Source organism: Candidatus Margulisiibacteriota bacterium (genome assembly GCA_028715625.1).
Lineage (GTDB): Bacteria > Margulisbacteria > Riflemargulisbacteria > GWF2-35-9 > GWF2-35-9 > JAQURL01.
Window position 1 is genome coordinate 1 of the sequence record JAQURL010000035.1, and the last position, 25,027, is coordinate 25,027.

At 36.3% G+C, this 25,027-nt stretch carries 24 protein-coding genes and 1 CRISPR repeat array; of the genes, 13 read left to right on the forward strand and 11 right to left on the reverse strand.

The window, feature by feature from the left end; translation table 11 throughout:
• Window positions 1-694: 694 nt before the first annotated feature.
• Window positions 695-2,594: direct repeats of the CRISPR family, unit length 37 nt; unit sequence GTCTTAATTCCTTTTCAGGTATTTGTAAGTCTTCATC.
• A gap of 187 nt (window positions 2,595-2,781) precedes the next feature.
• From cas2 to PHV30_06945, 11 genes are all read right to left on the reverse strand, one after another.
• Window positions 2,782-3,111, reverse strand: a complete 330-nt coding sequence (cas2, locus tag PHV30_06895; GenBank protein ID MDD5456742.1) for a CRISPR-associated endonuclease Cas2 — start codon at window positions 3,109-3,111, stop codon at window positions 2,782-2,784.
• Complete coding sequence (gene cas1, locus PHV30_06900) at window positions 3,108-4,103, reverse strand: CRISPR-associated endonuclease Cas1 (protein ID MDD5456743.1); 996 nt, start codon at window positions 4,101-4,103, stop codon at window positions 3,108-3,110. Before cas1 ends, cas2 begins: the two co-directional genes overlap by 4 nt.
• Entirely contained in the window at window positions 4,104-4,925 is an 822-nt protein-coding gene (gene cas6 / locus PHV30_06905; GenBank protein ID MDD5456744.1) for a CRISPR-associated endoribonuclease Cas6, read from the reverse strand. It lies immediately after the preceding gene.
• 62 nt (window positions 4,926-4,987) lie between these two features.
• Entirely contained in the window at window positions 4,988-5,269 is a 282-nt protein-coding gene (locus PHV30_06910; protein MDD5456745.1) for a hypothetical protein, read from the reverse strand.
• A 4-nt stretch (window positions 5,270-5,273) separates the two neighbouring features.
• The gene (locus tag PHV30_06915; GenBank protein MDD5456746.1) at window positions 5,274-6,464 is read right to left on the reverse strand and encodes a TM1812 family CRISPR-associated protein; all 1,191 of its coding nucleotides are present in this window, start codon (window positions 6,462-6,464) and stop codon (window positions 5,274-5,276) included.
• A 34-nt stretch (window positions 6,465-6,498) separates the two neighbouring features.
• Window positions 6,499-7,521, reverse strand: coding sequence for a hypothetical protein (locus PHV30_06920; GenBank protein ID MDD5456747.1), 1,023 nt, complete (start codon window positions 7,519-7,521; stop codon window positions 6,499-6,501).
• A gap of 23 nt (window positions 7,522-7,544) precedes the next feature.
• On the reverse strand, window positions 7,545-8,135 hold the full coding sequence (csm3, locus tag PHV30_06925; protein MDD5456748.1) for a type III-A CRISPR-associated RAMP protein Csm3: 591 nt from the start codon (window positions 8,133-8,135) through the stop codon (window positions 7,545-7,547).
• Window positions 8,136-8,150: 15 nt separating this feature from the next.
• Window positions 8,151-8,675, reverse strand: coding sequence for a type III-A CRISPR-associated protein Csm2 (csm2, locus tag PHV30_06930; GenBank protein MDD5456749.1), 525 nt, complete (start codon window positions 8,673-8,675; stop codon window positions 8,151-8,153).
• Window positions 8,676-8,712: 37 nt separating this feature from the next.
• Window positions 8,713-11,271, reverse strand: a complete 2,559-nt coding sequence (cas10, locus tag PHV30_06935) for a type III-A CRISPR-associated protein Cas10/Csm1 (protein MDD5456750.1) — start codon at window positions 11,269-11,271, stop codon at window positions 8,713-8,715.
• Window positions 11,268-12,011, reverse strand: a complete 744-nt coding sequence (locus PHV30_06940; protein ID MDD5456751.1) for a WYL domain-containing transcriptional regulator — start codon at window positions 12,009-12,011, stop codon at window positions 11,268-11,270. Before PHV30_06940 ends, cas10 begins: the two co-directional genes overlap by 4 nt.
• A 185-nt stretch (window positions 12,012-12,196) precedes the next feature.
• Window positions 12,197-13,027: an alpha/beta fold hydrolase gene (locus tag PHV30_06945; protein MDD5456752.1), complete on the reverse strand. Its 831-nt coding sequence runs from the start codon at window positions 13,025-13,027 to the stop codon at window positions 12,197-12,199.
• Between the two features lie 258 nt (window positions 13,028-13,285).
• Here PHV30_06945 and PHV30_06950 point away from each other — a divergent pair, with 258 nt between their 5' ends.
• The 13 genes from PHV30_06950 to PHV30_07010 form a co-directional block, all read left to right on the forward strand.
• Window positions 13,286-13,720, forward strand: coding sequence for a hypothetical protein (locus tag PHV30_06950; GenBank protein ID MDD5456753.1), 435 nt, complete (start codon window positions 13,286-13,288; stop codon window positions 13,718-13,720).
• The gene (dnaE, locus tag PHV30_06955) at window positions 13,717-15,999 is read left to right on the forward strand and encodes a DNA polymerase III subunit alpha (protein ID MDD5456754.1); all 2,283 of its coding nucleotides are present in this window, start codon (window positions 13,717-13,719) and stop codon (window positions 15,997-15,999) included. Before PHV30_06950 ends, dnaE begins: the two co-directional genes overlap by 4 nt.
• A 32-nt stretch (window positions 16,000-16,031) precedes the next feature.
• Window positions 16,032-16,742, forward strand: coding sequence for a hypothetical protein (locus PHV30_06960; GenBank protein ID MDD5456755.1), 711 nt, complete (start codon window positions 16,032-16,034; stop codon window positions 16,740-16,742).
• 22 nt (window positions 16,743-16,764) lie between these two features.
• Window positions 16,765-16,974, forward strand: a complete 210-nt coding sequence (locus PHV30_06965) for a hypothetical protein (GenBank protein MDD5456756.1) — start codon at window positions 16,765-16,767, stop codon at window positions 16,972-16,974.
• Window positions 16,975-17,021: 47 nt separating this feature from the next.
• The gene (locus PHV30_06970) at window positions 17,022-17,309 is read left to right on the forward strand and encodes a hypothetical protein (protein MDD5456757.1); all 288 of its coding nucleotides are present in this window, start codon (window positions 17,022-17,024) and stop codon (window positions 17,307-17,309) included.
• A gap of 53 nt (window positions 17,310-17,362) precedes the next feature.
• Window positions 17,363-18,559: a PD-(D/E)XK nuclease family protein gene (locus PHV30_06975; GenBank protein MDD5456758.1), complete on the forward strand. Its 1,197-nt coding sequence runs from the start codon at window positions 17,363-17,365 to the stop codon at window positions 18,557-18,559.
• 16 nt (window positions 18,560-18,575) lie between these two features.
• Window positions 18,576-19,148 (forward strand): HD domain-containing protein, encoded by a 573-nt coding sequence (locus tag PHV30_06980; protein MDD5456759.1) that lies wholly within the window; start codon window positions 18,576-18,578, stop codon window positions 19,146-19,148.
• 1 nt (window position 19,149) lies between these two features.
• Window positions 19,150-19,911 carry a 5'/3'-nucleotidase SurE gene (gene surE, locus PHV30_06985; GenBank protein ID MDD5456760.1) on the forward strand — a complete coding sequence of 254 codons (762 nt, stop codon included), beginning with the start codon at window positions 19,150-19,152 and terminating at the stop codon, window positions 19,909-19,911.
• Between the two features lie 204 nt (window positions 19,912-20,115).
• Window positions 20,116-20,775 carry a hypothetical protein gene (locus PHV30_06990; GenBank protein MDD5456761.1) on the forward strand — a complete coding sequence of 220 codons (660 nt, stop codon included), beginning with the start codon at window positions 20,116-20,118 and terminating at the stop codon, window positions 20,773-20,775.
• A gap of 5 nt (window positions 20,776-20,780) precedes the next feature.
• Complete coding sequence (locus tag PHV30_06995) at window positions 20,781-21,005, forward strand: hypothetical protein (protein MDD5456762.1); 225 nt, start codon at window positions 20,781-20,783, stop codon at window positions 21,003-21,005.
• 11 nt (window positions 21,006-21,016) lie between these two features.
• The gene (locus tag PHV30_07000; GenBank protein ID MDD5456763.1) at window positions 21,017-22,714 is read left to right on the forward strand and encodes a DUF262 domain-containing protein; all 1,698 of its coding nucleotides are present in this window, start codon (window positions 21,017-21,019) and stop codon (window positions 22,712-22,714) included.
• Complete coding sequence (locus PHV30_07005) at window positions 22,711-23,688, forward strand: WYL domain-containing protein (GenBank protein ID MDD5456764.1); 978 nt, start codon at window positions 22,711-22,713, stop codon at window positions 23,686-23,688. The genes PHV30_07000 and PHV30_07005 overlap by 4 nt, the downstream gene beginning before the upstream one ends.
• Before the next feature lie 208 nt (window positions 23,689-23,896).
• On the forward strand, window positions 23,897-25,027 hold a 1,131-nt coding region (locus PHV30_07010), incomplete at its 3' end, for a hypothetical protein (GenBank protein MDD5456765.1).

The following is a 25,027-nucleotide window of genomic DNA, read 5'->3' on the forward strand; positions in this document are numbered from 1 at the left end:
TCAGTCGGTTACGCCCTAACGGGCTCACCCGTCCGGCTGTCTGCTTCCGCATCCAGCCGACCTGGCTTGCCTCGGCGAAGCTACGAGCAACGCGAGAGCGTAGACGGGACTTTCCGTTAATTCCAACCTTCCATTTTCTAATCTGTTTCTGCCGTGATTTTTTGCCTACATTACAACTAGCTACAAACGCCCGGCAGGGATTAAAATGCCCTATCGACTTAAAGACTTACTGAATAACTGACTGCTAAACCCGGGGTACGCGCGCGAGACTAACAAAAACAACCCCGGCTGTACATTTGCTAACCCGCCCAGCCGCACCTGACGGCGCGGCTGACCTGGACTGCACGTTAGTTACAAACTTTCTGTTTTCTGAGTTACACCCACCATGCGTTTTCTGACTCACCACGATGACTTAACCAACCATCATTTCTTAATGAATTTTCCCGACAAGCTGTACGTCTTTGCAATCCGCCCGGCCCGCTGGCGCGGGCCGACCTGGACTGTTCGTTGGCCCCATTCTTTCCGTTTTCTGCTGCGCTATGCCTGCCAGGCTTCCCAGCTTCTGACATGCTTTCGCCCTGTGCCTTCCCCGGCCAGCCCTGAGTTGAGTCGAGTTGTGCTGGCTAGAGCTGAGGGGAGAAACTGCCAGAAACTAAAATTTAATACAAAGATGCATTAGAGAGTAAATAAACCGGTCTTAATTCCTTTTCAGGTATTTGTAAGTCTTCATCAAAGAAATTATTTAAAGTCAAGTTTCCTAATATTATGTCTTAATTCCTTTTCAGGTATTTGTAAGTCTTCATCAGATCAAGATACAGCAATCCGATAGACCCGATATGAGGTGTCTTAATTCCTTTTCAGGTATTTGTAAGTCTTCATCGGGGAAAGAAACAGGAGAAGTATTTCTAGAATGTTTGTCTTAATTCCTTTTCAGGTATTTGTAAGTCTTCATCCCATTGAAAAGGCAAAACTAGAGTCAATCCCCAATATTGCGTCTTAATTCCTTTTCAGGTATTTGTAAGTCTTCATCGTATGGGTTACATGTATCTATTAGCATGGATACATTGAGTCTTAATTCCTTTTCAGGTATTTGTAAGTCTTCATCTGAGAAATGGAGAAATATAACCAACAGGAATAAAAATAGTCTTAATTCCTTTTCAGGTATTTGTAAGTCTTCATCAAAATTATGAATATCAAATGAATGACAAGGCAATTACCAGGTCTTAATTCCTTTTCAGGTATTTGTAAGTCTTCATCCATCCATCTGGATGGGAATAGTATATACAGATGGTGTAGTCTTAATTCCTTTTCAGGTATTTGTAAGTCTTCATCGGCGATCTAAGGCGGGGAAAGAAAAAGGAGAAAGAAAGTCTTAATTCCTTTTCAGGTATTTGTAAGTCTTCATCCGATATCCAGTATGATTATGAGATAGAGGGGGTGTACTGTCTTAATTCCTTTTCAGGTATTTGTAAGTCTTCATCAATACTCGCTAACTGACTTCTTGGCTAATGATGAGCAGTTGTCTTAATTCCTTTTCAGGTATTTGTAAGTCTTCATCGGATATTTGCGACATACTCGATGTTACAACTAGACCGTCTTAATTCCTTTTCAGGTATTTGTAAGTCTTCATCTGGTATAAGATGAAAAATACAATTTTAGGTATTGTTGCCGTCTTAATTCCTTTTCAGGTATTTGTAAGTCTTCATCATAATCAGATTTAATAATGATTACGGCGCATCAATAGTCTTAATTCCTTTTCAGGTATTTGTAAGTCTTCATCTACTAAAACGCATGTATATTGTAAGAACTGTAAGTTCGTCTTAATTCCTTTTCAGGTATTTGTAAGTCTTCATCGAGGAAGTCTAAAAAACTTCCTTTTTTGTTATCAAAACCCGTCTTAATTCCTTTTCAGGTATTTGTAAGTCTTCATCTTATACAGCGAAGAAAATCAGTGGATAATCAGATTTAGTCTTAATTCCTTTTCAGGTATTTGTAAGTCTTCATCAAAGTGGCAGGCTTTCTATTATGAAAATGAAAAAACGGTCTTAATTCCTTTTCAGGTATTTGTAAGTCTTCATCGGTAGTAGGGTCTAAGTTCCAACATGCAAACGGGGTGGTCTTAATTCCTTTTCAGGTATTTGTAAGTCTTCATCTCAGGAAATGAAGCCATATTTATATCAACATATAAGTCTTAATTCCTTTTCAGGTATTTGTAAGTCTTCATCGTTTCTGTTTTGTTTCCTATATTCCGTATTTTTCAGGTCTTAATTCCTTTTCAGGTATTTGTAAGTCTTCATCTGGTAAAAAAAGTAAAAATGGGTAACGGTATGGAGGTCTTAATTCCTTTTCAGGTATTTGTAAGTCTTCATCAGTTGCGATATGGTCTATTCATCTATGCGGGACTACCACAGTCTTAATTCCTTTTCAGGTATTTGTAAGTCTTCATCTAACGGTATGGAGACCGATATCTCGTACGATTACGAGTCTTAATTCCTTTTCAGGTATTTGTAAGTCTTCATCAGAGAGGCAGGACAGCACCCAACCATAGCAAAGAAATGTCTTAATTCCTTTTCAGGTATTTGTAAGTCTTCATCAGCCCTGTTGTCAAACCCAATGTTTTCTGGCCTTCCAAGCCCTCTTTTTCAGGCACTGTCAATTTTATCATTTCCTTGCTCTTGTTAACGATCTTAATAATATCAATTTTCCCTGCTGGCATAAGCATTTCAGGCAGTTAATCCTGTAATATGTATTTATTCCTGACAAATAAATGTTACAGGTTATTTATAAAATATACAACTCATCCTCTTCAGACACTCCTCTTTCCCCCAGCACCTCTATCTTTTCGTAACAGGAATTGCACAGTTTATAAAAGCGGACATTGTCTCCGAGATCGGTTTCGATAATTTTACTAATTCTGTCTCTCATGATCTCTATTTGCGGATTATCAAGATAACATTCAAAAACAGACTTCTGCACGCGCTTGCCAAAACCTTTTAAGACTTTGGTAAGTTTTCTGAGTCGCTTCTGCATGGAGCTGGTGTCGGGACTTTCCATAATATCAAACGTAGTAATAATAAACATGCCGTCAAACCTTCCGAATTCGTCTCTCATTGCTGTATAAATGGCTTATAAGCTTCGTTATTTTTTATACATCTGGCCAATTGTCTTGCCTGCAATTCCAGTACCCGCCGATAAGATGCCTGTTCGTTGTCATAAAGAATAACCGTTGCCAGTCTTTTTTCGTATTTTTTTATTATCTTCTGACGCAAATCATTATTAATAAAAACAGGGCGGTCTTTATCCTCTCCAATATGAAAATCATCATTAGAAACCATATCGTGGTTGATTAAATCAATTACCACCTGATCAGCCAGTATCGCCCGGAATTCTTCCATCAAATCCAGAGGCAAGGCTGGACGGTTATTGGTATATTCATGAAAAAAACCAATACCCGGATCCAACCCAACCACTGAAACAGCCGAATAAACGCTGTACATTAATAATGTATAACTAAAACTAAGCATGGAATTTATCGGGTCTCTGGGCGGACGGCGATTCCGTTCCGAAAACCCGAATGATTCATTCAGCATAAAGGGAAGCGCCTTAAAATATGCGGCAGAAGCCGAACCTTCGTAACCGCGCAAACTGTCTAATGATTGAACTTGATCCAGTTTTTTGACACTGCATAACATGTCTTCAATATTTTTCTGTACTCCTTCAATTTTGCGATATCTGTTCAGATTTTTCAGCAGATATACACCATTTAGTATCTTGCCTTGCACAAATCCTCTGGAAACCAAAATCCGGAAGGCAGTATCGCCAAATTTCTTATATTGTTCAATTCTCAGTTCAATATTCCTGGTTTCGGTAGAAACTAACCGGCCGTAATATTTGCCATGATTGGACAAAAAAGTGGTCGGTATATCGCGCTCCAACAATTCCGCTATAGCCTGAGTGGTAATCTGGGTATCGCCAAACGCCACAACTGCATCAACCTTCAACATCGGGATGGTTGTTTTCAGACCGTCTGCTGAAGTTACTTTAAAACAATCGCCTTCAATTCCAAGAACCGAGTCTTTATTCATCAAATACAGCGTCGGCATTTAATTTTCCAATCTTGCCATTCCCATACCCATGGTGGTTTTTGCGCCTATTCCGCTCCAAAAACTATATTCTGCCAGCATATTCCACAACGCCCTGTAGACTGTTTCTTTTTTACTCATATCCGTAAACTCAACACTGCCTGTAAAACCCACATATTGAAATTTGCCATAATCCAGCATTCTGGTGCGTATATGATGGCGGGACACAACACAATTATTATCAAGCCAGCTTAAAAAATCTTCCTGATGAACCGGAATTTCTGAGTGTTGATTCCATTTTTCTAAAGTGGAATAAAAAAGCGTGGTGGGATTTGGGAGTACTAATTGATGCTGGTTTACTTTAAAGGTAGTTGGTGTTTGAAAGTAAATTCTGATTTGTTTTGTTATTTTTTGCTGTTTAATGATATAACGATCGTAAATTTCGGCATAACTTGAGGTACCAGCCCATTCATGTTTGCCGGAATCCATTATAGTGCCAGTTACATGCATAGGTTGTTCCCCGATTTGGAAATGTTTGAACTTTTTGTCGGTAAAAATATCCACGAGCAGATGCGCAATATCATGTTGCAGCGCGGTTACCCGGAACCAGTATTCCTGCTCTTTATTGAATTGGTTACGCGCTTTCTGACATGGTCTGAATTCTCCGAACAAAGGAGAAACGGTAAACGATTTACTTCTGGCTTCCTGATGCAATTCTTCGCCTAGTGTTTTGTCTTTTTTAGCGATAAGGTCCAATAATAGACCATGGACATATCTGCCAGTTGCCGCTGACAATATACAGTCAGATTGTGGCTTGAAAATAACAACCAGACTTAATAACATATTAACATCTCCCTTATCTCTCTAACTGGTGGACGCTTTGATACGTTCCCTGTTTAATTATATCAATGTCTGGCAATAAGCAAATTATACATCTCGTTATCATAGTAAACTTTTTTAAAACGATGCACTACAATATGAAAAACAACCAGATATACCGGTATAGGTGCGGCACCAGTCAGGGTTATTTCGGTTCTGTCTTTTTCCTCTTTTATTATGGCCTCGACATTTTCCCCTATTTTATTCAAAGCTTCCTCGGTCAGGTCTATAGATAGTTTGCCGCCGGTTTCATAGATTTGGATGCCAGCGTATAGTTTAGAGTTATTTAAAGACAGGGAAAGAAGCATGATGTTACTTATACGCCTCAATTGTTTCTTTTGCAGTTTCCAATAAATATACAATTTCATCATTTTTACTTAGATATTGCACCAATTTATCACTGTCTTCTTTATCTATGGCAATATGCGCTATAGTATTCCGGCTATTGCGTAATTTGGTCAAAAAATTCTGAAGTTTTTTGCTATCATATTTCGGTAATTCTTTATTGCTAAGCATTTCTTCTAATACTTTGTCTTTTGCTTTCCCGATTTCTATAAAACGGTAAATTTCAGTTTTCAACTGATATTGTTCGTTCTTTGTCTGTGCTTTATACATAGTTTTGAATTTACTGCTGGTTAGTAAGTAATACTCAACAAAAAGTTCATTCATACACTCTTTTAGGCTTTCTACAACTAAACCATAGTTGTTTTTAACAAACATAATCCGGGAAAATTCATAGAGTTTTTCAATTATAGTCAATTTCCCCATCTTTTCATAAATAGACATTTCGTCTTCCAGTTTACCAAGGTGTCCCTTAATATATTTTGATATTTTCAGTTCTGTCTTAATTTTTGATATTATTTCCTTGATTTTACTTGCTTCCTGAATTGATTGATATAAGTTACCTTTTATAATAGCTGCCGAGAATTTCCGTAAATTTAAAACTAAATTCTTTAAATTTTCATTCTCAATATTATATTGCTCAATAATGTTATAACTGCTTAAAAATATTTCTAATATGGTTGTAACATAAGCAATATCTAAATAATTTGATAAGTTTATAAATTCAAATTTCACTGATTCTTGAGAGGGAATTTTGTCAGGCTCTAAAGTTTTAGCATAAATTATCGAAATACCATAATTAATCTTGCTTAATTTCTTTTGAATGGAAGCAATCAAGGCAAGCATTGGAATATGCCTAAAGCCCTGTGTTAAGTCAAGCACAGTGTCTTCATTAATCTGCTTATCAACTGCTTCAATAATCTCATCAAATTCGTTCGACGGTATATGCACTTTTTGAATATTATACTTTTTACTAAGTTCTTCAATAATTAATATCTGTTTATATTCGGCTTCAATGGTAACAAAAATCACAACTCTGTCATATTTATTAATACTTAATAACGCCTCCAGCGTTATTCGACCATGATATTCTTTATTATTATAATAATAAGTATGGTGGTGCTTAGATTCGGTAGCTCCTAAAATTGATATTAACTGCATTCAATTCTCCCATTCACCCGGTTAACCTATTTATCTATTCAAAAACTTTATATCCTATTACATACGCAAGTGCTGGATGAGTATACTCTCTCTCGTTCCTGACTCTTTGGTCGGTATTTAAATCTGCCACTCCATAATAATCTTTCATTTTTTCGTTAAGTTTAAATACTGCTCCCGGGGTTAACATAGTTATAGGGCTTTTAAATAAATTCCGTTCAGCCGATGGATCATTTGATGGTAAATTGGCAACCCCAGCCTCTCCTAACTTTCCGTATTTAGTAAATGTCTGCCAGTAGCCGTCGATTGGATCATCTGCATCCGGTACATAGGTTGATAATGACATGAATGCGTTAGCGTCTTTAACTTCAGGAATTAAATCCTCTTGCAAGGGCAACAACGTTATCTCAAACTGCCCTTTACCAACACCTTTTTTCTTGCCATAGCCATGCTTTAAAAAATTCCCCAGCGGCTGTTTTAATTGATTTTCAAAATCTGCCCGTACCTTGAAGAATATTGTCCACCCTAAAAATTCATTGGATTTTAGTTCAACTCCAACAGGTTGCAGATAAGTCTCTTCGAGGGGATAAATTTCCGTATCTTCATTGCCCCAGCGGGGTACTGCGTTTTTCATGGTTGTTTCAGTCAGAATCTTAAAAGGTTCTTTATCGTCATCTTTTAAAAAACTTAATCCAGAAAAATCACCTTTGCATAAACTAATATAATCATCTTCCTTAATCCAATTTGTTTTCTTTATCTTTTTTAATTTATCTCGATTCATATCTTTTAATTTATCTAATAATTCAGCTGAAGTTGGATAAAGCGGTTTAGGATAAAACTGCTCAAAAACGCCATCTTCATCAGCCAAAGCCGGAAGCCCATCTGAAAAAATAACTGCCGGAGTACCGTCTTTATAGCTTTGCAGAAAATCTTTTAAGTATTCATGTCCGCTAATTGCTAAATATGAAGCCAGATGCCCCCAAATGGTATCTGCCTGCAGAGGGGTAGATAAACCAGATTTTGGCTTTAAAACCAGCCGATAAGTCTGATAATCGCTCATGTACACTCCTTACATTTAACCTATCATTCTTTTTTACTTAATGTTACTTTACCATAGCCACGACTTCCAGCACCTCCGAGATAATTATTTTCTAATAAAGTAAGTCCTTTTTTAATAAGTTCCATTAGCTTTTTTTCATCATCAGTATCTAATATCTGTACAACTATTTCATAATCAAATTTGGTGCCCGCAGGAACTCTTTCGATTTGACGTAATGAACCGCTTGTTGTTACACCGGTCTGCCGATCAATACGATTTTCATATTTCTCCTCGGTTATTAATGGGTCTGTTTTGTTTTCTTTGGATATTAAAGCATCACGGAATAATACTCTTGTTATAGCCTTCCTAGTTTTTACACTTCCCGATCCAAAAACATCACAAATCAAACAAGCTCCGCAAGCGCATACATTCTTACCTTCCTGAGATTCTAATAATGATCGCATCTTACCTTTTAACGAAGAGCCTGGTATGTATGGTTCATCAGTTATTGGATGCTTAATAACGGGACTATCCAGACCACCGATTTTAAGATTATCCTTGGCGCCTCCTATATGCAGTCCTGTTTCACAGGTTAAAACACCTTTAATAATATTTGTTTTTACTAATTTTGACATATATATCCTCCTTTATTAACTTTGTGGATTATAATATTTGAAATAAGCCAGTACCGCTTGAAAATGGGGATGAAAACCTTTCATAAAATAATCCTCCCCCTTTTTTACTTGCTCTAGGTTTATATCAATAAAATCTTTAAAAATTCTCGGAACTTTAGTTTTTCCTGATGCTTCTGCTACCAAGGGACCAAGCTGCAGTATTTCAGGTAATACTACATTATATTCTCCCCTAATTTCTATAAGTCGCTTTAAGTGACTGATTCGATCATAAAACTTCCTTAGTTGCGTATATGACAAACGCCTATCTGCGCCAAATTCCTTGGCAATATTATCAGGATGTTTAATAATCATACTATCTTTAAGGTTTGTTTTTTCTTTAAAATACCCGGCCTTAATATCATTTATATACTCATCAGATAAACCATTCGTTTGCTGAGCTTGGCCTGGTTTATCCCAGTTCTTCTTTGCACAATCAAAACATGTCTTATGTTTCGGATCCTTTTGATAAAATTCTTTGCCGCATAACGCACATTTCACCATATAATTTCACGCTCCTTTCAGTATTCGCTTGTTAATATTACCTCACCCTATATAACGCATAAGTAGCTATCAAATCCAGATGCTCTTTTTTTAACTTTTCTGCTTTTTCATTCCCTTTAGGAATTTTTCCTTCCGAAATAAAAGGTTCAAGCCATTCCCATATCTCATGTTTCTTTTCTTTATCAATATTTCTGGCCAGTTGATAAGCCAACAGCGGTTTCCAACGCAAATTTGCTGTATTTTTATCTGTGTTCCTGATCATCTGACCGAACGTCAGCAGATTCCTGGCCATACCAATAGACATACCTTTTTTATTATCCTGTTTGTTTTCTTCCAGCCAATTTGTTAATTTTTTCATCTCTTCATAAACTTTTTTAAAATCTTCCCATTTCAAGGCATGTCCCCATAAACAGATTGCGTTTTTACCATCTACTTTTTTAGCATGTTTCAACTCTTCCTCAGCTTGCTCCACAGCTCGCAGTATGGGGTATTTTGGTTTTACAAAGGCAATTCCCGCGCTCAAAGTTACAGAAGGATTGTTGGCAGAAAATTCCTTAAATTTCTCTCGTGTTACTTTGGCCAACTCAATAATACTGGTCCATGGACCGATCATGAGCAGGTCATCGCCACCGGCATAAACAAAATAACATTCTGGAAACTCTTCACGCACAAGCGTTTCCAGATAACCGGAGAAAAATAGATCAATAAACCGAGATAACATATCTAACCTTGATATTGTATAGCGTTCATCAGGGATCCCATCTCGAAAAAGCATCCCCAGATTATCAACATCAGCTTTCAGCACGCCCAGCATATCATTACCATCGGATAATTCGGCAATAGCTTTAAAATGAAGTGTATCTGTTATCTTATCATCATCATTGTTTGGTAAACCCTCATATTTTTCAATCACTTTTGCCCATTCAGTTTTTTCATTTTTTATACTCTTGTTGGGCACATAATTAGCCATGAATTTAAGGCTGATGGGGCACATGTACTGACTAAAATTCTTCGTATTCAAATCATCTCCAGGATTTAGGACAGTCATCCTTAAGGGTTTTTCTTTGTCTTGCACTAAACCTTTTAAAAATTTTAGTTTTTCAGGAATAATTAGATTATCATTATCAAAAAACAACAAATAGTTAGGGCTATCAACTATTTGTCTGCCTCTTTTAGAATCCGCTGAACATATTTCACAAAATTCAAAATTTTCTTCTACTTGTTTTGATTTTTTTGGCTTGCCGCAACCTTTGCATTCCTCAACATTTTTATCCAGTTTATGAACAAACTTAGAGGTATTCCAATGTTTTAATTCATTGATTCCCGCATTCGCGGGAATGACATCGTCATTAACAAGCTTAGTATCCGATAGAATGTTGCTAAACGGTTTAAATTTTTCAGTTTGGAAATCGTTGCCCAGTTTATCAATAATTTTTCTCCAATTCTTCCCCTGAAAATCTTCTCCTTTAAAAGATGCTGTCTTAAATAGATTCAGGTTAATTTCCCCTCTGAATTTATTAAACAGACTTTCATTTATTTTCAGTTTCAAACCGTCAAAGATATCATCTTTTTCGTAACCAGGAATCAATATCAAAAACTTGCCTCCGCTGGATTGTAAAGCACACTGCGAAGGAATCTTATAGGCATTTAATATGTACCGCAGAACATTTTCCGTTAGAATCTGTACATAAGCAGAACGGGCTCGTAATCTTTTGGCTGCCTGTTTCGCGGTAATATCAAAGATGTAATGCTGAATACCGGAAAAATCACCCTGGATAAGGCAAAATTTTGTCTCGTTTTTTAAATCTTTTGTTTTTTCTAAAAATTTCAGTTTGTCTTTTTGTTTATATATGCAGGCAGATATAGCAGTGGCAACACGGCAATGATCATAAAGCGAAATATCTTTATCAACATTTTTACCTCGACTGGAAGGCCACATCCACAAATACTTATATAACCACAAATCAACCAACGAAATTAATGTATCCGCTGATTTATTGCTTTCATCCCACCCTATAAGTATCGTTCTCAAATCCGACAACATATCCTTACATAGATTTTTTAACTGCTCTTTATCTAAATTATCATTATTATCATTAGAAGAAATCGGGCAAATAATGTCTTTAATGTTTATTTTAGTTAATGGTTTTGGCTGATACCAGGCAGTGGGGGGAATACTGTTAGTTGGTTTATCCAAACTAAGTCTGCTTATTATCGATTCCATTATTGCGTTATTGGGATCATCTTCATCCTCTTTGGTGGATCGTTCGGAAGCAGAAAAATGGTCAGAAGCTTGTATTATCATTTCAAGTTCATCTTTAGATTCAAGATGATGTCTGTCAATTAATCTATCAAGCAATACCCAGTCAATCATTTCGGATTTCATTTTATATGCCTGTAGATTTTTATCCTGCTGGGTTATCCATTCCTTGGAATCACCAAATATGAAATGAGCGATAATGTCCGTAGAATAAGCGGGGTGTCTGTGTTTATCTTTGATTGCTAATTTATTGTTCAACCGGGCAAATTGCATTGGTTTCCCAATATCATGCAATAGCGCTGCGAGGACAACTGTATTGTATTCTTTGTCGTTCATCTGTAATTGCCCCTCATTTTATCAAGAGTTTGCACAAATTCTTTTTTGAATTCTGCCGGGCCAGTGACCACAACCTGATCCAGATACTCCGCCAAAATTTTTTTTGCCCGAAAATAGCTGTGTACTTCCGCTTCAAATTCCAGGTCGCCGTTCTTAAGCTTTTTTCCTGTGGAATTAACAAATGGCGAATAAAAAGTCTGAGCCAATTCTTTTTTAACAATAAATTTAATGGGAAGATTTTTTCTGTCAGTTATTTTTTTATCAGCATTTAATTTTATCTCGGCAATTCTGTCCAATCTAAATTCTTTGATAGTTTTATCCTCACAATCTCTGGCAAGCATATATATTTTATTTTTTATTGAAACAATATCCAATAAATCCACGTTAAGTTTGATCTCTTTTTCATAGCGTGGACTTTTATAAACAACAACAGCCTCTAACTGATGTCTTATTCCTTCTTTTATCCTGCTGATTAAATTGTTGTTAAATACTGTCGGGTTGCGGTCAAATAATTTTCGAACACAATCACTACTGAGGTTGGTGACACTTATTTCGTATTTTTTGTTGATTAGAGAAATCTTATAACCCAAGTCCTGTAAGACCCTAAGATACCGATATATTGTTTCTCTGGATAGGCTGATTTTATGACGGGATTTGAATTCTTTTATAATATCTGTTAAGCCAAGGGGATTATCTTTGAGCATGTTTAAGAGATTAAATATATTCTCTGTTTTATTCAAATAGCGGTCCTCTCTAAATGGAAAGTAAAATTATATTAATACTGTCCAATATATTTGTAAATATAAATTAAAGTTTAGCATACAAACTGTGTCAGATTTTGACATTCAGTCATCGAATTTTTCCTGCCCCAGCGAAACATTTTCAGCACGTGTTGAATCCCTGTATTGGATTTTAGATTCAGTACTTACCGACTTATAGACTTATACCACTCTGTAATCTGCTTATAAATTTTCTCATCCTTATCTATCAAAAACGAATGCTCTTTCCCGGCCCAGACCAGCTTTTTATCAGCTGACTTGATATGGTCATAAACATACTGTGCTGACTTGGGATCGGCCACATCATCTTTGGGGCAATGCATCAGCAGTACCGGGCAGGTAATTTTATTTAATTTGGGCTTAACATCATTTACAAAATACATTAGCTGCATGGTGGTATCCAACGGATTTCGGGTATAGGTGATATGCTGTCGTTCTTTGGGTATTGGCGCACGCACATAGCCAAGCGGGATATGAAGGAATTTAGCAATTGGATAAAGTCTATAGCCGAATTTGATTATAGACTTAGGGTAAATAAATGTCCCGGCGCAGACCAGCCCGGCAACATCATGGTTTTCTGCCAGCTTCAATCCAGTAAGCGCACCTGTGGAAACTCCGAATATATATACTTTGTCATATTTACTTTTCAGATATAAAAACGCCTGGTCAGCTGAACTATACCATTGCTGCCAGGTAGTCTTGCACAGGTCCTCCGGGCTGGTTCCATGGCCTTCCAGGCGTACTCCGAAAACATCGAAGCCTTGCATATAGAGATAGTTCCCGAGGTTGATGGTTTCAGAAGGGTTGGAGGTATAACCGTGAATGAGCAAGACTACTTTGTTGCTGGAAGGGTGCTGGTAGTAGTAGGTGTGTCCAGTGGAAGATACGTTGAGAGAAGTTTCACGATAGAGAAGATCACTAAAAAAATCTGCGGAATAAATAAAAGAACTTAGAAGAATTAAGAGATATAAGGTCAATGATTTGATGAGTCCCATTAACTTTAAGTTTACTATAAAATATTATAAATAAAAATATTTCAGCACTATGACACTACATGTCGTGGCGTACATGTTATTCTGATAACTACTATGAATTTGAGCAAAAAGATAAACACAGAGATAACTAACCTATTTAATAAATGTAGCCCCGCAACTGTTAATGAAATTAGTGAGAGAGCAACACAACTATACGAGGGTAAAAATACATCGGGCAAATCATACAAGTTGGAGGGTTTAATGTTATTTGCAAAAGCCTGTGTATCTAGTTATATGGATGATAATCTTGATATTCTGCAGGAAATGGTTCGTCTTTGGTTATTATATGCGAACCATAAGCTGCGAAATAAGAAATATGCCTTTATTTTGCAAGATAAAGATATGTTTTCCTTGTTCCATGATAAGTATATTTTCCAGATTGTAATGTATTTACTGATACTTGGTGATTATTATCAGGCTGGGTGCAAGGAGAAAATTGTTCCCCCTGATCGGCTAAGACAGTCAGAAATGGATGGTGCTGAAACTGTGATAAAAAATTTTATAAAAAGTTGTGATAAGGATGAAAAATGGAAACAGATTAAGGAACTGAATGAAGTAGTGTCGATAACCGCAGACAATGATGTCGAAATGTTATCTTTCCTTGTATTAAATAAAAAACAGAGAGGGGATATATGATTAATAAAGATTTTACGCATTTGTATGTTTTATCCGATTACAGCTTACTGCAAAGTGTTATAAGAATAAAAGCGCTGATTTATGAAATCAAAGCCCAGGGAATGAAGGCTGTGGCGCTGACAGACGAAGGCACATTGGGCGGAGCCGTGGATTTCTACAGGGAAGCGTTAGAACTAGGAATAAAACCCATTATCGGTTGTACTATAAACATTACTGACGTTTCCAGGTTAATAAAAAACAGAAAGCATTCAAAGCGTACTGTGCAGGTTATCCTGCTGGCAAAAAATTACGCAGGTTATATGAACCTTTGCCAGCTTATCACTTACGCTAATAAGGATGGATATTATTACAGACCACGCATTGATTATGAATTACTGAATAAATTTGGAAAAGACCTGTTTTGTATTATGCCCTGGAGCCGTGACCCGCGATTAATGACGGATTCCGCTATGAAAATAAAAGATATCTTTAAAGCTGATCTGTATCTGGCGCTGGAACGTACCGGACTGCCACTGCAGCAAATAACCAATCAGATGCTGGTTGATCTGGCAGCGGAACATAATATTCCGTTAACCGTGATAAACAAGGCGGTGTTTATCTCCCCTGAAGATGCCGGGTTATATTCTGTAATAAGTGCCAGAGGTAAATGCGACAATATTTTTGAAGCTAATCTCAACGGAATAACAACGCATAATTATTTGAAAAGCTCTAGGGAAATGTACGAGTTGTTCGCTGATCATCCGCAGGCGCTGGAAAACACTCGAAAAATTGCTGATATATGTAATCTGAAATTACCAAGTAAAGAGCATTATTTTATGCTTCCCGGTAAGTGGGATAAAAAACAAAACAGCGAATCGTTGAACAAATTTATAACTGAGGGTATAAATAAACGTCATCTGGAAATGACTGCTGAAACCCGGGAAAGAATAGACCGGGAACTGAACTATATCCGGGAAAACAATTTAATTGATTACTATTTATTCTGGGCAGACCTGGTAAGGTTCGCCAGAGAACAGAATATTACCTTGGGGCCCGGACGCGGTTCGAGTGCCGCCAGTATTGTATTATATATAATTGGCCTGACCCAGATTAACCCGCTCTTATATGACTTACCCTTTGAAACTCTGATAAGCGCGGACGGCAGTTTTAATACAGAGTTTTATTTGTTAACCGGTACAGATACAGAACGAGACAGGCTGATCGCCTATATAAATACCAGATACGGAAAAGAAAATACAGCCGGTGTTATATCCAGTGAAAATTTCTATCTGGGAATAGCTCTGTTTTTTGCCGGAAGAGCTTTGCGCATCCCGGAAAAAAATATAAGTCGCCTAAGAAAAAAAGTAAAAAATTATGACATAACAATCGACATGCCTGATAATTCTACTGCCGCAGAACGTATGCTGGCCAGTTACGCGGAAAAGATGGATGGGCTTAAATATTACAACTATGTCCAAGCCGAAGCTTATTTAGTTAATAATCAACCTGTAGCAGAGCATTTACCGCTTTTTTATAAGGATGCGATGGCTATAACCATGTATAACAAATACAGCCTGGATTATCTTGGATTCAGGCAAGTAGACATAATCGTGCATGGTTATCTGCAGATCATAGCTGATACGGTCAAAGCGATCCAAAATAAAGTTGAGACAAAACTGGATATCAACCGCATCCTACTCGATGATAAAGGCACTTACGATTTAATAAATTGCTCTGATACAAAAGACATTTTTCAGCTGGGATCGGCAGGAATGCGCAGGCTGATTAAAATGATAAAACCGGAAAACTTTGAAGAGCTTATAGCTTTGATGGCACTATACCGCCCAGGGCCGCTGCACGAGAAACTGCATCTGAGATACAAAAAGAATAAGCATAAACGGATACCGCATAAAAGTCCTGAATTGGAAGAAATCCTGAAACAAACCTATGGCTTGGTCTTATATCAGGAACAGTTTTTAAAGATAGCCATGAAAGGGTTAAATATGCTGGAAGCCAGAAGGATAAGAAGGGACATCTGCCTTGAAAATTCAAATGCCCTTGAAAAAAAACATGAGCATTTTATGGCAGGCGGTATAAAGAATAATATTAACGGGGAGGCATTGGAAGAGATGTTTAAACAGCTAAAAGAGTATGCGGACAATGTGTATTCCAAAGCGCATGCTGTCTGCCTTACTTTGATAACCTATCAAAGCGCCTGGCTAAAGGCGCATTATCCGGTAGAGTACAAAAAGACACATCAAAAATATATGAAAAACTTTAAAGGAGCATGGGAACAGTAGTATGATAAAGGTATAAGATTCGGAGATGTATTATGAGTGTACGAGAACAGGAAAATAAAATATTTAAAGAATGGGGAAAATTGTTAGGTCATGATAATTATGGTGAAGATGGCATTGTAAATGAAAAGTTATATTTTAAATCAAGAATTAAAACAATTTTTATTCTAAAAGAGCTTGTTAATGATCCAATTGACCTAAGAGAATTTTTAAATGAAGGAGCCATAGGAAGGCATCAAACATGGAATAACGTTACACGATGGCTTATAGGTATTCGTAATATTTCAAATCCAGAATTTAATGTTTGGCATGAAAGATTAGATGAGATTACAGAGGAAACCAGAAAAGAGTATCTTCAAAGTATAGGGGTAATAAATTTAAAGAAGGAACCGGGAATGAACAGTACTTCAGATAATAAATTATATCAATACCTAAAGGAATATAACGAAAGTAAAAGATTATTACTTAGCCAGCAATATAACCTATATAAACCTGATTTAGTAATCTTTGGATTAGGCAGGGGAAAAGTTGCGACAATTGCATCTGATATTTTATTTGGGAGTCATGATAATTGGAAGCGTTGTGAAAAAACAGATGTCTTTTTTCTGCCTCTGGGTCAAAATAAATATGCAATTGATTATTTTCACCCTCAACCCAGAATGGAGTCTATGTCGTTAAGAAAAAAAAGATATGAAGATTTAATAATTACAATTAAAGAAATTTTTGGTGATAACAGTAAAAAATAAATAACGAAAGGTGTTTAATAATATGTCTAACCTCGATCAGGATGTATATCAAATAAAAAACGATTTAAGGGAGGTAAAAAACCAGCTCAATGATATCGCGCGAAAAATTGAGCGAATTGATGAGCAAACCAGAAAGTCTTCGGAACTCAATATGGGAGATATTTTGAAAGGGGCTTTTTTTGCGGATATGTCTCACACGCTTTCCAGAATTGAGGCAGCGTTAAATAAATAGGAGACGATTTTTTTTATTAAAGGATTTAAAAAAAGGAGTGATATAGAATGGCGGATTATAAGATGGACGGGGATAATTTACGTGATAGAAGCGGTAGCAAAATTGGTTATGTTTCTGGCAGCGACATACGCGATAAAAATGGCAACAAGGTCGGCAATATTTCGGGCAATGACATACGCGATAAGAGCGGGAGTAAAGTTGGTTATGTTTCAGGCAATGATATACGGGATAAGAGTGGCAGCAAAATAGGGACATTAGATGATGCTAGGAAAGCTATTGATAATTCACATGGTGGCGTTACTCTCGCGGCGCTGTGGTATTTTTTTGTCAGGTAACCTAGCGATGACATTTGTTTATCGTATTTTTATGAGAGGCAGGATTAACAAAAATGTTGGATAATGACTTAGATCAATATGAAAAAATATTTTTTGAAATGAAGCAGTCCGTTCCGTCTTTGAGCGGTCCAATAAAAAAAACAGAAACAATCCCTGTCATTTTTAATCGTCAGTATGATGAAAATTTTTTTAGCTATTATTTAGCTTTTGTTTTGAATCCAGCAAAAAATGGCATTGGGTTGGCCCCAATAAAAAAACTGATGAGTATTTTCCAAATGGATAGTGATCTTGAAGAGGATTGTGATGTAACAATTGATAGAGAATACATGTTTGAAAACAATAGACGTATTGATATTTTGATAAATGTCGATGATAAAATTCTTATTGGTATTGAAAATAAACTATATGCTGGCGAAGGTGGAAATCAGACTTTTGACTATAATAAATCATTAAACATACTAGCTGAAGAAAAAGGAATGAAAACTTTAAAGATTTTTCTAAGCCCGAATGGTATTAAGCCAAAGAATGATGGTTTCCATGAATTATCATACAAAAAGTTGATAGAAAGATTTAAAGAAATAAAATTCGACTATTTTAAGGATATCAGAAAAAGCTTCTTATTTTATGAATTAATTACACACGTGGAGGAATATATGGATATTAAAAAAAATTTTAAAGAGTTTTCAGGTAAAACAAAGTTTTATCTACAAAAGGATACGATCGCTGTGATAAAAGCATTAAAGGATGCATTTATGGAAGATTTAAAACAGTTTGTTGCATCCATTGAAGAACATACAAGAATATTTTTTTCTTCAAAAGGATTAGATTCAGAAAAAATGGAATTCAAGTTTAAAACAGAACGAGATTGGCAAAATTTCTATAAAAATGAATGGGCGGGACAAGGGTTTTTTGTTCACTTCGAAATCAACAATATTAAGGAAATGCTTGAAACAAACAGAAATAATTTTGATTTTATGATACATGTTGAAGATTATAAAAGGAAAGAATTCTATGATAAATTTAAAAGTATTTATGAAAAAGATGACAAACTAAAAGAATATTGCGAAAAAAATGATATTCAATTTATTGTGAATCTAAAAGACAATATTTTATTACAAAAAGAATATATTTTTGAAGATATAATTGCCAGTCCAGAATCCTTTTTTCAAAGTTATGAAAAAGCGCTAGAGGATTTCTATTTTTTTGTAGATTATATTGATGAAACAATTAATGAGTTAATAAAAAAATAATAAAAGGAATATTTGTATGAATAAATTATTAGAAAAAATCACCTCTCGCCAGGCCGAAGTCTCCGCTCTCCTCCATTTCCTCGAAACGCAGACCAACTGGTTGACCGCACCGGCCAGTACCCGGTTTCACTTAAATGTGGAAGGCGGATTGATACAACATTGTGTAGGAGTAGCGGAAACTTTACTGAGACTTAAAACAGAGCTCGCGCCTCAGATATCCGACGAAAGCTGTGTTATTGTGGGCCTCTTCCATGACACAGGGAAAGTCGGCTTCCCGGGTATCAACTATTATTTTAAAAATACCAATGAATGGGAGATAATGAACCGCAATAAACCTTATATGGTTAACCCTGAGTGTGTGAATATCAATATCGCTACCCAGAGCATTCATCTGATCTCCAAATTTGTAACGCTATACCCGGAAGAAGTGCAGGCCATTGCCGCTCATGACGGGCTGTATCCTACAAACGGCGGAGTGGTTAATCTGGAATACTATCAGCTGGAAGAGCCGCTGACTTTGCTGCTGCAATTCGCAGACCGCTGGACTGCTGCGGTTATTGAAGAAAAAAGACCGATTAAGGAGAGATAATTTGAAACATGTTTTAATAGTAAATGACGACGGAATACATTCTCAGGGAATTCATGCCCTTAGTAAATATTTTTTGGATAAGGGCTGGAGGGTAAGTGTAGTCGCTCCCGCTGAAAATCAGAGCGGCAAGGCGTTTTCGATCACGATCTCGGAACCAGTGAAGATAACCGCTAATAATGACAACCACACAGAGGATTTTAAGCGCTGGGCAGTGCATGGCACACCGGTAGATTGTGTAAAGTTAGCTTTGTATGAACTGTTGCCGGAGTATCCAAATCTGGTGGTTTCGGGAATAAATGCCGGAGCCAATACAGGTTTCAATATTCAATACTCAGGAACAGTAGCCGCGGCATTGGAAGCTCAGGCACACGGCATACCGGCAATCGCTCTTTCGATAGATGAGTATACCCCCAATGAAGAACATTATGCCCAAAGCATCCAGTTGTTGGATTGGCTACTCCTGCATTGGGACCTGGACGCTCAATATGTACTTAATATAAACATTCCTTCCAGGCAAATTGGAAGTCCCGCTGATACAGCCAGGATAACCTCTCGCCTCATGCATAAACCTAATGGACAATACCATGAAACATCTCAGTCTGTTCATCAGCTATGCGAAGTTAAAGGCACTTTCAGTGCGGAACATCCGGAAGATACAGATGTCGGGGCGCTATCCCGAGGCTTGGTATCGATAACGCCTATAAAGCTGAATTTTGACACAGATCACGGACATGAGAAGCTAAAAGCGATATTTAATAAATGAGGGAAGTAATTGTTTATTCCAATGTGGGTAATCGTAATATTAATCATTATAGGAGTTTTTTTTGGTTTCCAGCGAACAGTGCAGATACTGTTTTGGCTTGTTGTAGTTTATGTTCTGGGATGGCTGATCTTTTGGGCGTTTCTGATTTTGTTGGCTTTGTCGATTATGCTTATTAAGAGCCTGATAGTGTAAAGGAGTAAATAAATGGACAAGATTGAGGAATTATTTAAAATGTTAGATGATTGGCGAAAATTACCAGCATATCAGTTGGAACGAAGGGCTGATATATTTTTTGCATTGTATTTAAAAGAAATTCTAGGTGAATCTCAGGGTACCTCAAACGACTTAATAATTATTCCGGAATTCCCTCTGATTAGTAAAGGAAATCATACAAATAAAGTGGACTATTTTGTTTGGGATCGAATAAAAAATAAAACATATTTGATTGAGTTGAAAACGGATAAGAAGTCAGTAAATAAAAAACAGATCAACTATTTAATGATGGCCTCAAAAAAAAGCCCTATCGATTTGTTAATGGCTATCGAAAAGGTTGCGATTTCAAAAAATGCTGATGCTAAATATAAAGGACTCTTTAAGTATTTAAAAAAGCATCAAGTTCTAGACTATGAAGGTGATTTGCCTGGAAAATGGAAAAGTCATTGGAAAACTCTTATAAATAATTATAAAAGAAATTTTACTATTATCAATGTGAATCATAATCAGGTAATATATATTTTACCTAAAGAAGACCATAAAATTCCAAAAGAAATGATTCAAATAGATTTTCTTAAAATAGAAAAATATATTTCAAATAAGGATGAGATAGCAAACCTTTTTTGTAAGTCTTTACGGGATTGGATTTAATGTAAATGGAAAAAAATACTAACCTCGACCGCCACGTATTAATGCGTCTGATCCAAATAGATCGGATAATAAGGGACGGCAAATATCCCAACGCTGTTTCTCTGGCTGAAAAATTTTCTTCATGCGGAGATTCAATTCGAGGAGTAACGTCCTCTAAAAATAACAAGAAACTGTTAATATGGGCAGATTTATTTTTTGAAAGATATCTAGATTTTGATTCTTTTAATTAGGGGGACATAAAATGGCAATATGGAAATCTAATAGAATAGCTGACATTATTACGGAAATTGAAGAAGAAAAATATGTGCTTCCTGTAATTCAAAGACGACTGGTTTGGGACGAAGAAAAAATGGAGCTTCTTTTTGATACTCTGCTTAAAGGTGATTCATTCGGTGGAATTATGGTAATTGAAGAGGAGCGAGATACCAAACCTCTTTTTAATTACAGACCTTTTACAAAAGATGGAGAGATGATGAAATCAAGACAAATTGATAAATTGCCGCAACTGCAAAACTTTGTGATTGATGGCCAACAGCGGTTACAGGCTTTTTATATTGGGCTTAAAGGCAGTCTTAATGGAAAAGTTTTATTTTTTGATTTATTTAGTGATTACCATACTGAATATGAATTTAAGTTTGAGAGCGATGAAAAAAAATTGCCAAAAAACTCCGTAGATAATAATGGAAGAACTATTCAAGAACATAAATGGTATCTGACAAGCACTTTATTACGACGGTTAAAAGATACTAATGATGAAGACCAGGTAGCAAACGAGATTATACAAGCTCATAATATTATTGATGAATTAAAGAAGACTCATATTATAAAAAATATAAAAGCATTTTATAAAAACATTATTACAGCAGAAGCGCTTGGTGTTTCCAAGGTTATTATAAATAAAACATTACACGAAACTTCAAATAGACAAAGAATTGTTGAATTATTTAGAAGATTAAATGATGGCGGCACAAAATTATCACCATTTGACTTGGTTGCATCCATTCTAAAAGGATTCGAATGGGAAATGGAATCTTTCCTTGATGAAGTATTAACCGAATTCCAAGATATTGGATTAAATCAAGATAATCTAATAAAGCTCATTTTTCTGCTTCAGGATAATCATAAAAAAGAAATGTCAGAAATTGAGGCGTCAGATGCTGAATTTGCAATAAGTAAAAGGGATCGGATTAGATGTGCCCTTACCGGCTTGAGAAATTTTTTAATCAATGCTGATTTAGCTAATTATTACAAGGAAGGAAATAAATCGTTTATACCTTTATTTTTCATTGCCTATCATATTTTTCACAAACAAATACAAGATAAGGAAGTAGTAAATTATTTTGACGATTATGATGCAAATAATTCAGAATTTCCGAAAATGAAAAAATGGCTTTATTATTCACTTCTCAATGGTGTTTTTCGAAGCAAAGGAGCTGGCTGGATCCCTTACAAAACTGGAATAAGGAAAATATTGGAGGAAATAAAGAAAGCCAAAAACACCGTATTCCCAATAAAAGCATTATTTCAAATATATTATGACCACGGGATCTCCTTCACGGAGGAATTTGATATATCAAAACTTGAACTATTTGAAACCCAATTTATGTACTATTTGATTTACGATAAAAAGCAAACTGTTAGAATTCAAGATATCGACCATATTATGCCCAAGTCAATTTTAGAATCAATGAACTACAACTGGGATAAAATAAACAGTATATGCAATTTCCAGCTTCTTGACTCAGGAACTAATCGTGGCTTGAAAAACGGCAAACCTTTTAAAGAATGGATAGATAACTATATAGCTGACAAACCAGCTTATATTTCAAAACACCTCATTCCTTCTGATAAAAATTTATGGACCGAAAATAAATATGATTTATTTATAGAGACTAGGGCTAAAATGATACTTGCAAAAATAATAGGGAGTATTAATTGAAAAATAGTAACCTCGACCGCCACGTATTAATCCGGTTTATCCAGATAGATCGGATAATAAGGGAGGGCAAATATCCCAACGCTGTTTCTTTGGCTAAAAAATTTGAACTTAGCCCGCGCACTATGCAGCGGGATATCGAAACCCTGAAAAATTTTCTTCATGCTGATATTCAGTTTGACCGAACAAAAAACGGGTATTATTATCCGGCAGGAAGCCCAGAAGTTTTGCCAGGGCTCAAGCTCTCTGAAGAAGAGCTGTTTATTCTGTTCCTTACAGAAAAAATCCTGCCGGAAATACAGCCGGAGTTCAGTAGGGCTTTCCAAAAGCTGATCCAAAAACTGCATCTTTACGGTCAGGATAGTCCGGCGAAACAAAATTATGATGTTGAAAAACTTTTATCTTTTGACGCGGGCAAGCCCATGATCAAAGATGGGCTCAAAGCCTATCAGCTATTAACCGAAGCCATTCAGAAAAAGCGATCAGTTGACATGAAATATTACACTACCTGGAGCAAGCAGCACAGCGAACGGTTATTTGATCCTTATCATCTACGCTATACTTTTGCTTCCTGGGTAGTGATCGGATACTGTCATCTGCGCAAGCAAATGCGAGTTTTTGCTATATCCAATATTGAGGATATCAAGCTGACGAAAAACAAGTTTGTTATACCCGATGACTTTAGCGTGGAGAACTTTATCGGTAATGCCTGGGGAATTATCAAAGGTGACCCAGTGCAAATAAAACTCAGGTTTGCGGAAGAAATATCGGAATGGATAACTCAAAGGCAGTGGAATAAAACCCAAGAGGTGTCGGTGAACAAGGACGGCTCAATAATCCTGAGCATGACCGTGGACGGGGTTTCTGAAGTGATTCAATGGATACTAAGCTGGGGCAGTTCAGTGGAAGTGCTGGAACCGGCGGAGTTGAGGGAGATGGTGAAGGAAGAGGTAAAGAGATTGGGGAAGATGTATTAGATATAAATTTAAATTGTCCAATATTTAAAAAAATGTAAGTTTTTTAAAAAATCTTAGGTAAATATTTAATGAGGTAAAATTATGAAAAAGTCATGGCTTGTTAAGTTTTTGCCACCCTCATAGTTGGATTCATATTGTCAATTATTTTTGGCTGGAAGATAGACACGGGCAAAAAAAGCTTGTGATAAAACAGAAGGGAGAGTAATTAATGATTGAAAAGGACTACATAAACAATCGCATCGTTAAGAAATTTATTGAATGGATTGGGCTTAGAATAACCGGCAACTTTTGTCATAATTATTTTGATTTTGACCGCAAAAAGGAATGGGCATGTTCATCTATATTTAATGCCTATGAGCAATACTATTGGCCGATAAGCCCAAAATGGTTTAATAAGCTAAAGTTGGAGGATTTCAGTTTTAATTCCAACAAAAAGTTACTAGACTCATTTTCTGATCAAATTAAAATGGCATATTATAGCAAAAATAATGACGAATTATATAATGTTTCTAAAGAAATACTATCTTGGGGCGGAGTTTTAGGAAGTAAAAAAAGAGGCAATCTGGCTTATCTGGATATAAACAGAGCTGACTTGTACCACTTTTATAAAACAGTGGAAGATAAAATTGCCAATAACGCAGATACAGATAATGATTTCCAAGGGATTCGAATGAATGCCGGCTTTACAAAAGTATATTCGTTATTATTTAATAATTTTATCATTTATGATGGCAGAGTTGGCGCTGCTTTGGGTTATCTGGTTAGAATATTTCTGGAAGATAAAGATATATATGAAGTCCCGGAAATGCTGAAATTTTATTGGGGCAAGGCCAGAGGCAAGCAACTACGCAACCCATCAAAAGGTATCTACAAATTTCCAGCCTTAACTAACAAATCTGTCCCTCATATACAGTGTAATATCAGAGCTAATTGGTTATTAAAAGCCATAATTCAGCGCTTCAGCTTTGGTGATCAGACACTAGAAAGAGGCGCCTTGCGCACTATGGAAGCAGCTTTGTTCATGATTGGATATGATTTGAATACTGATATTTCTGAGTATAAAAAAATATCCGTTACGGCAAAACCTTATAGGAAGAAGGAGAACATTATGACAACAAGAACCAGGCTAAAAACATTATCACCCGGGAAAAATAGGGATTTTGAATACAGCGGTTCTCTGACAGATGCAATTAGAATTTATGCCGGTTCTACAAAAGCCCCCAGCTTGATCAGAAAAGAAAATTGCAAAAAAATAGTGGAAAGATATTCAGACACTGGTTTTACCGTTATTGTTGGGACTTCACTTACGTCTCCGACTCCCGGCTCTATGGGAGAGGGG

Excerpts from the sequence above, each read along its gene's own strand:
- cas6 (MDD5456744.1), bottom strand. The coding sequence starts at position 4,925 with ATGTTATTAAGTCTGGTTGTTATTTTCAAGCCACAATCTGACTGTATA.
- cas10 (MDD5456750.1), bottom strand. The coding sequence starts at position 11,271 with ATGAACGACAAAGAATACAATACAGTTGTCCTCGCAGCGCTATTGCAT.
- PHV30_06915 (MDD5456746.1), bottom strand. The coding sequence starts at position 6,464 with ATGCAGTTAATATCAATTTTAGGAGCTACCGAATCTAAGCACCACCAT.
- PHV30_06965 (MDD5456756.1), top strand. The coding sequence starts at position 16,765 with ATGTCTAACCTCGATCAGGATGTATATCAAATAAAAAACGATTTAAGG.
- PHV30_06910 (MDD5456745.1), bottom strand. The coding sequence starts at position 5,269 with ATGCTTCTTTCCCTGTCTTTAAATAACTCTAAACTATACGCTGGCATC.
- csm3 (MDD5456748.1), bottom strand. The coding sequence starts at position 8,135 with ATGTCAAAATTAGTAAAAACAAATATTATTAAAGGTGTTTTAACCTGT.
- csm2 (MDD5456749.1), bottom strand. The coding sequence starts at position 8,675 with ATGGTGAAATGTGCGTTATGCGGCAAAGAATTTTATCAAAAGGATCCG.
- PHV30_07000 (MDD5456763.1), top strand. The coding sequence starts at position 21,017 with ATGGCAATATGGAAATCTAATAGAATAGCTGACATTATTACGGAAATT.
- PHV30_06975 (MDD5456758.1), top strand. The coding sequence starts at position 17,363 with ATGTTGGATAATGACTTAGATCAATATGAAAAAATATTTTTTGAAATG.
- cas2 (MDD5456742.1), bottom strand. The coding sequence starts at position 3,111 with ATGAGAGACGAATTCGGAAGGTTTGACGGCATGTTTATTATTACTACG.
- dnaE (MDD5456754.1), top strand. The coding sequence starts at position 13,717 with ATGATTAATAAAGATTTTACGCATTTGTATGTTTTATCCGATTACAGC.
- PHV30_06950 (MDD5456753.1), top strand. The coding sequence starts at position 13,286 with ATGTTATTTGCAAAAGCCTGTGTATCTAGTTATATGGATGATAATCTT.
- cas1 (MDD5456743.1), bottom strand. The coding sequence starts at position 4,103 with ATGCCGACGCTGTATTTGATGAATAAAGACTCGGTTCTTGGAATTGAA.
- PHV30_06995 (MDD5456762.1), top strand. The coding sequence starts at position 20,781 with ATGGAAAAAAATACTAACCTCGACCGCCACGTATTAATGCGTCTGATC.
- PHV30_06960 (MDD5456755.1), top strand. The coding sequence starts at position 16,032 with ATGAGTGTACGAGAACAGGAAAATAAAATATTTAAAGAATGGGGAAAA.
- PHV30_06970 (MDD5456757.1), top strand. The coding sequence starts at position 17,022 with ATGGCGGATTATAAGATGGACGGGGATAATTTACGTGATAGAAGCGGT.
- PHV30_06990 (MDD5456761.1), top strand. The coding sequence starts at position 20,116 with ATGGACAAGATTGAGGAATTATTTAAAATGTTAGATGATTGGCGAAAA.
- PHV30_06980 (MDD5456759.1), top strand. The coding sequence starts at position 18,576 with ATGAATAAATTATTAGAAAAAATCACCTCTCGCCAGGCCGAAGTCTCC.
- PHV30_06920 (MDD5456747.1), bottom strand. The coding sequence starts at position 7,521 with ATGAGCGATTATCAGACTTATCGGCTGGTTTTAAAGCCAAAATCTGGT.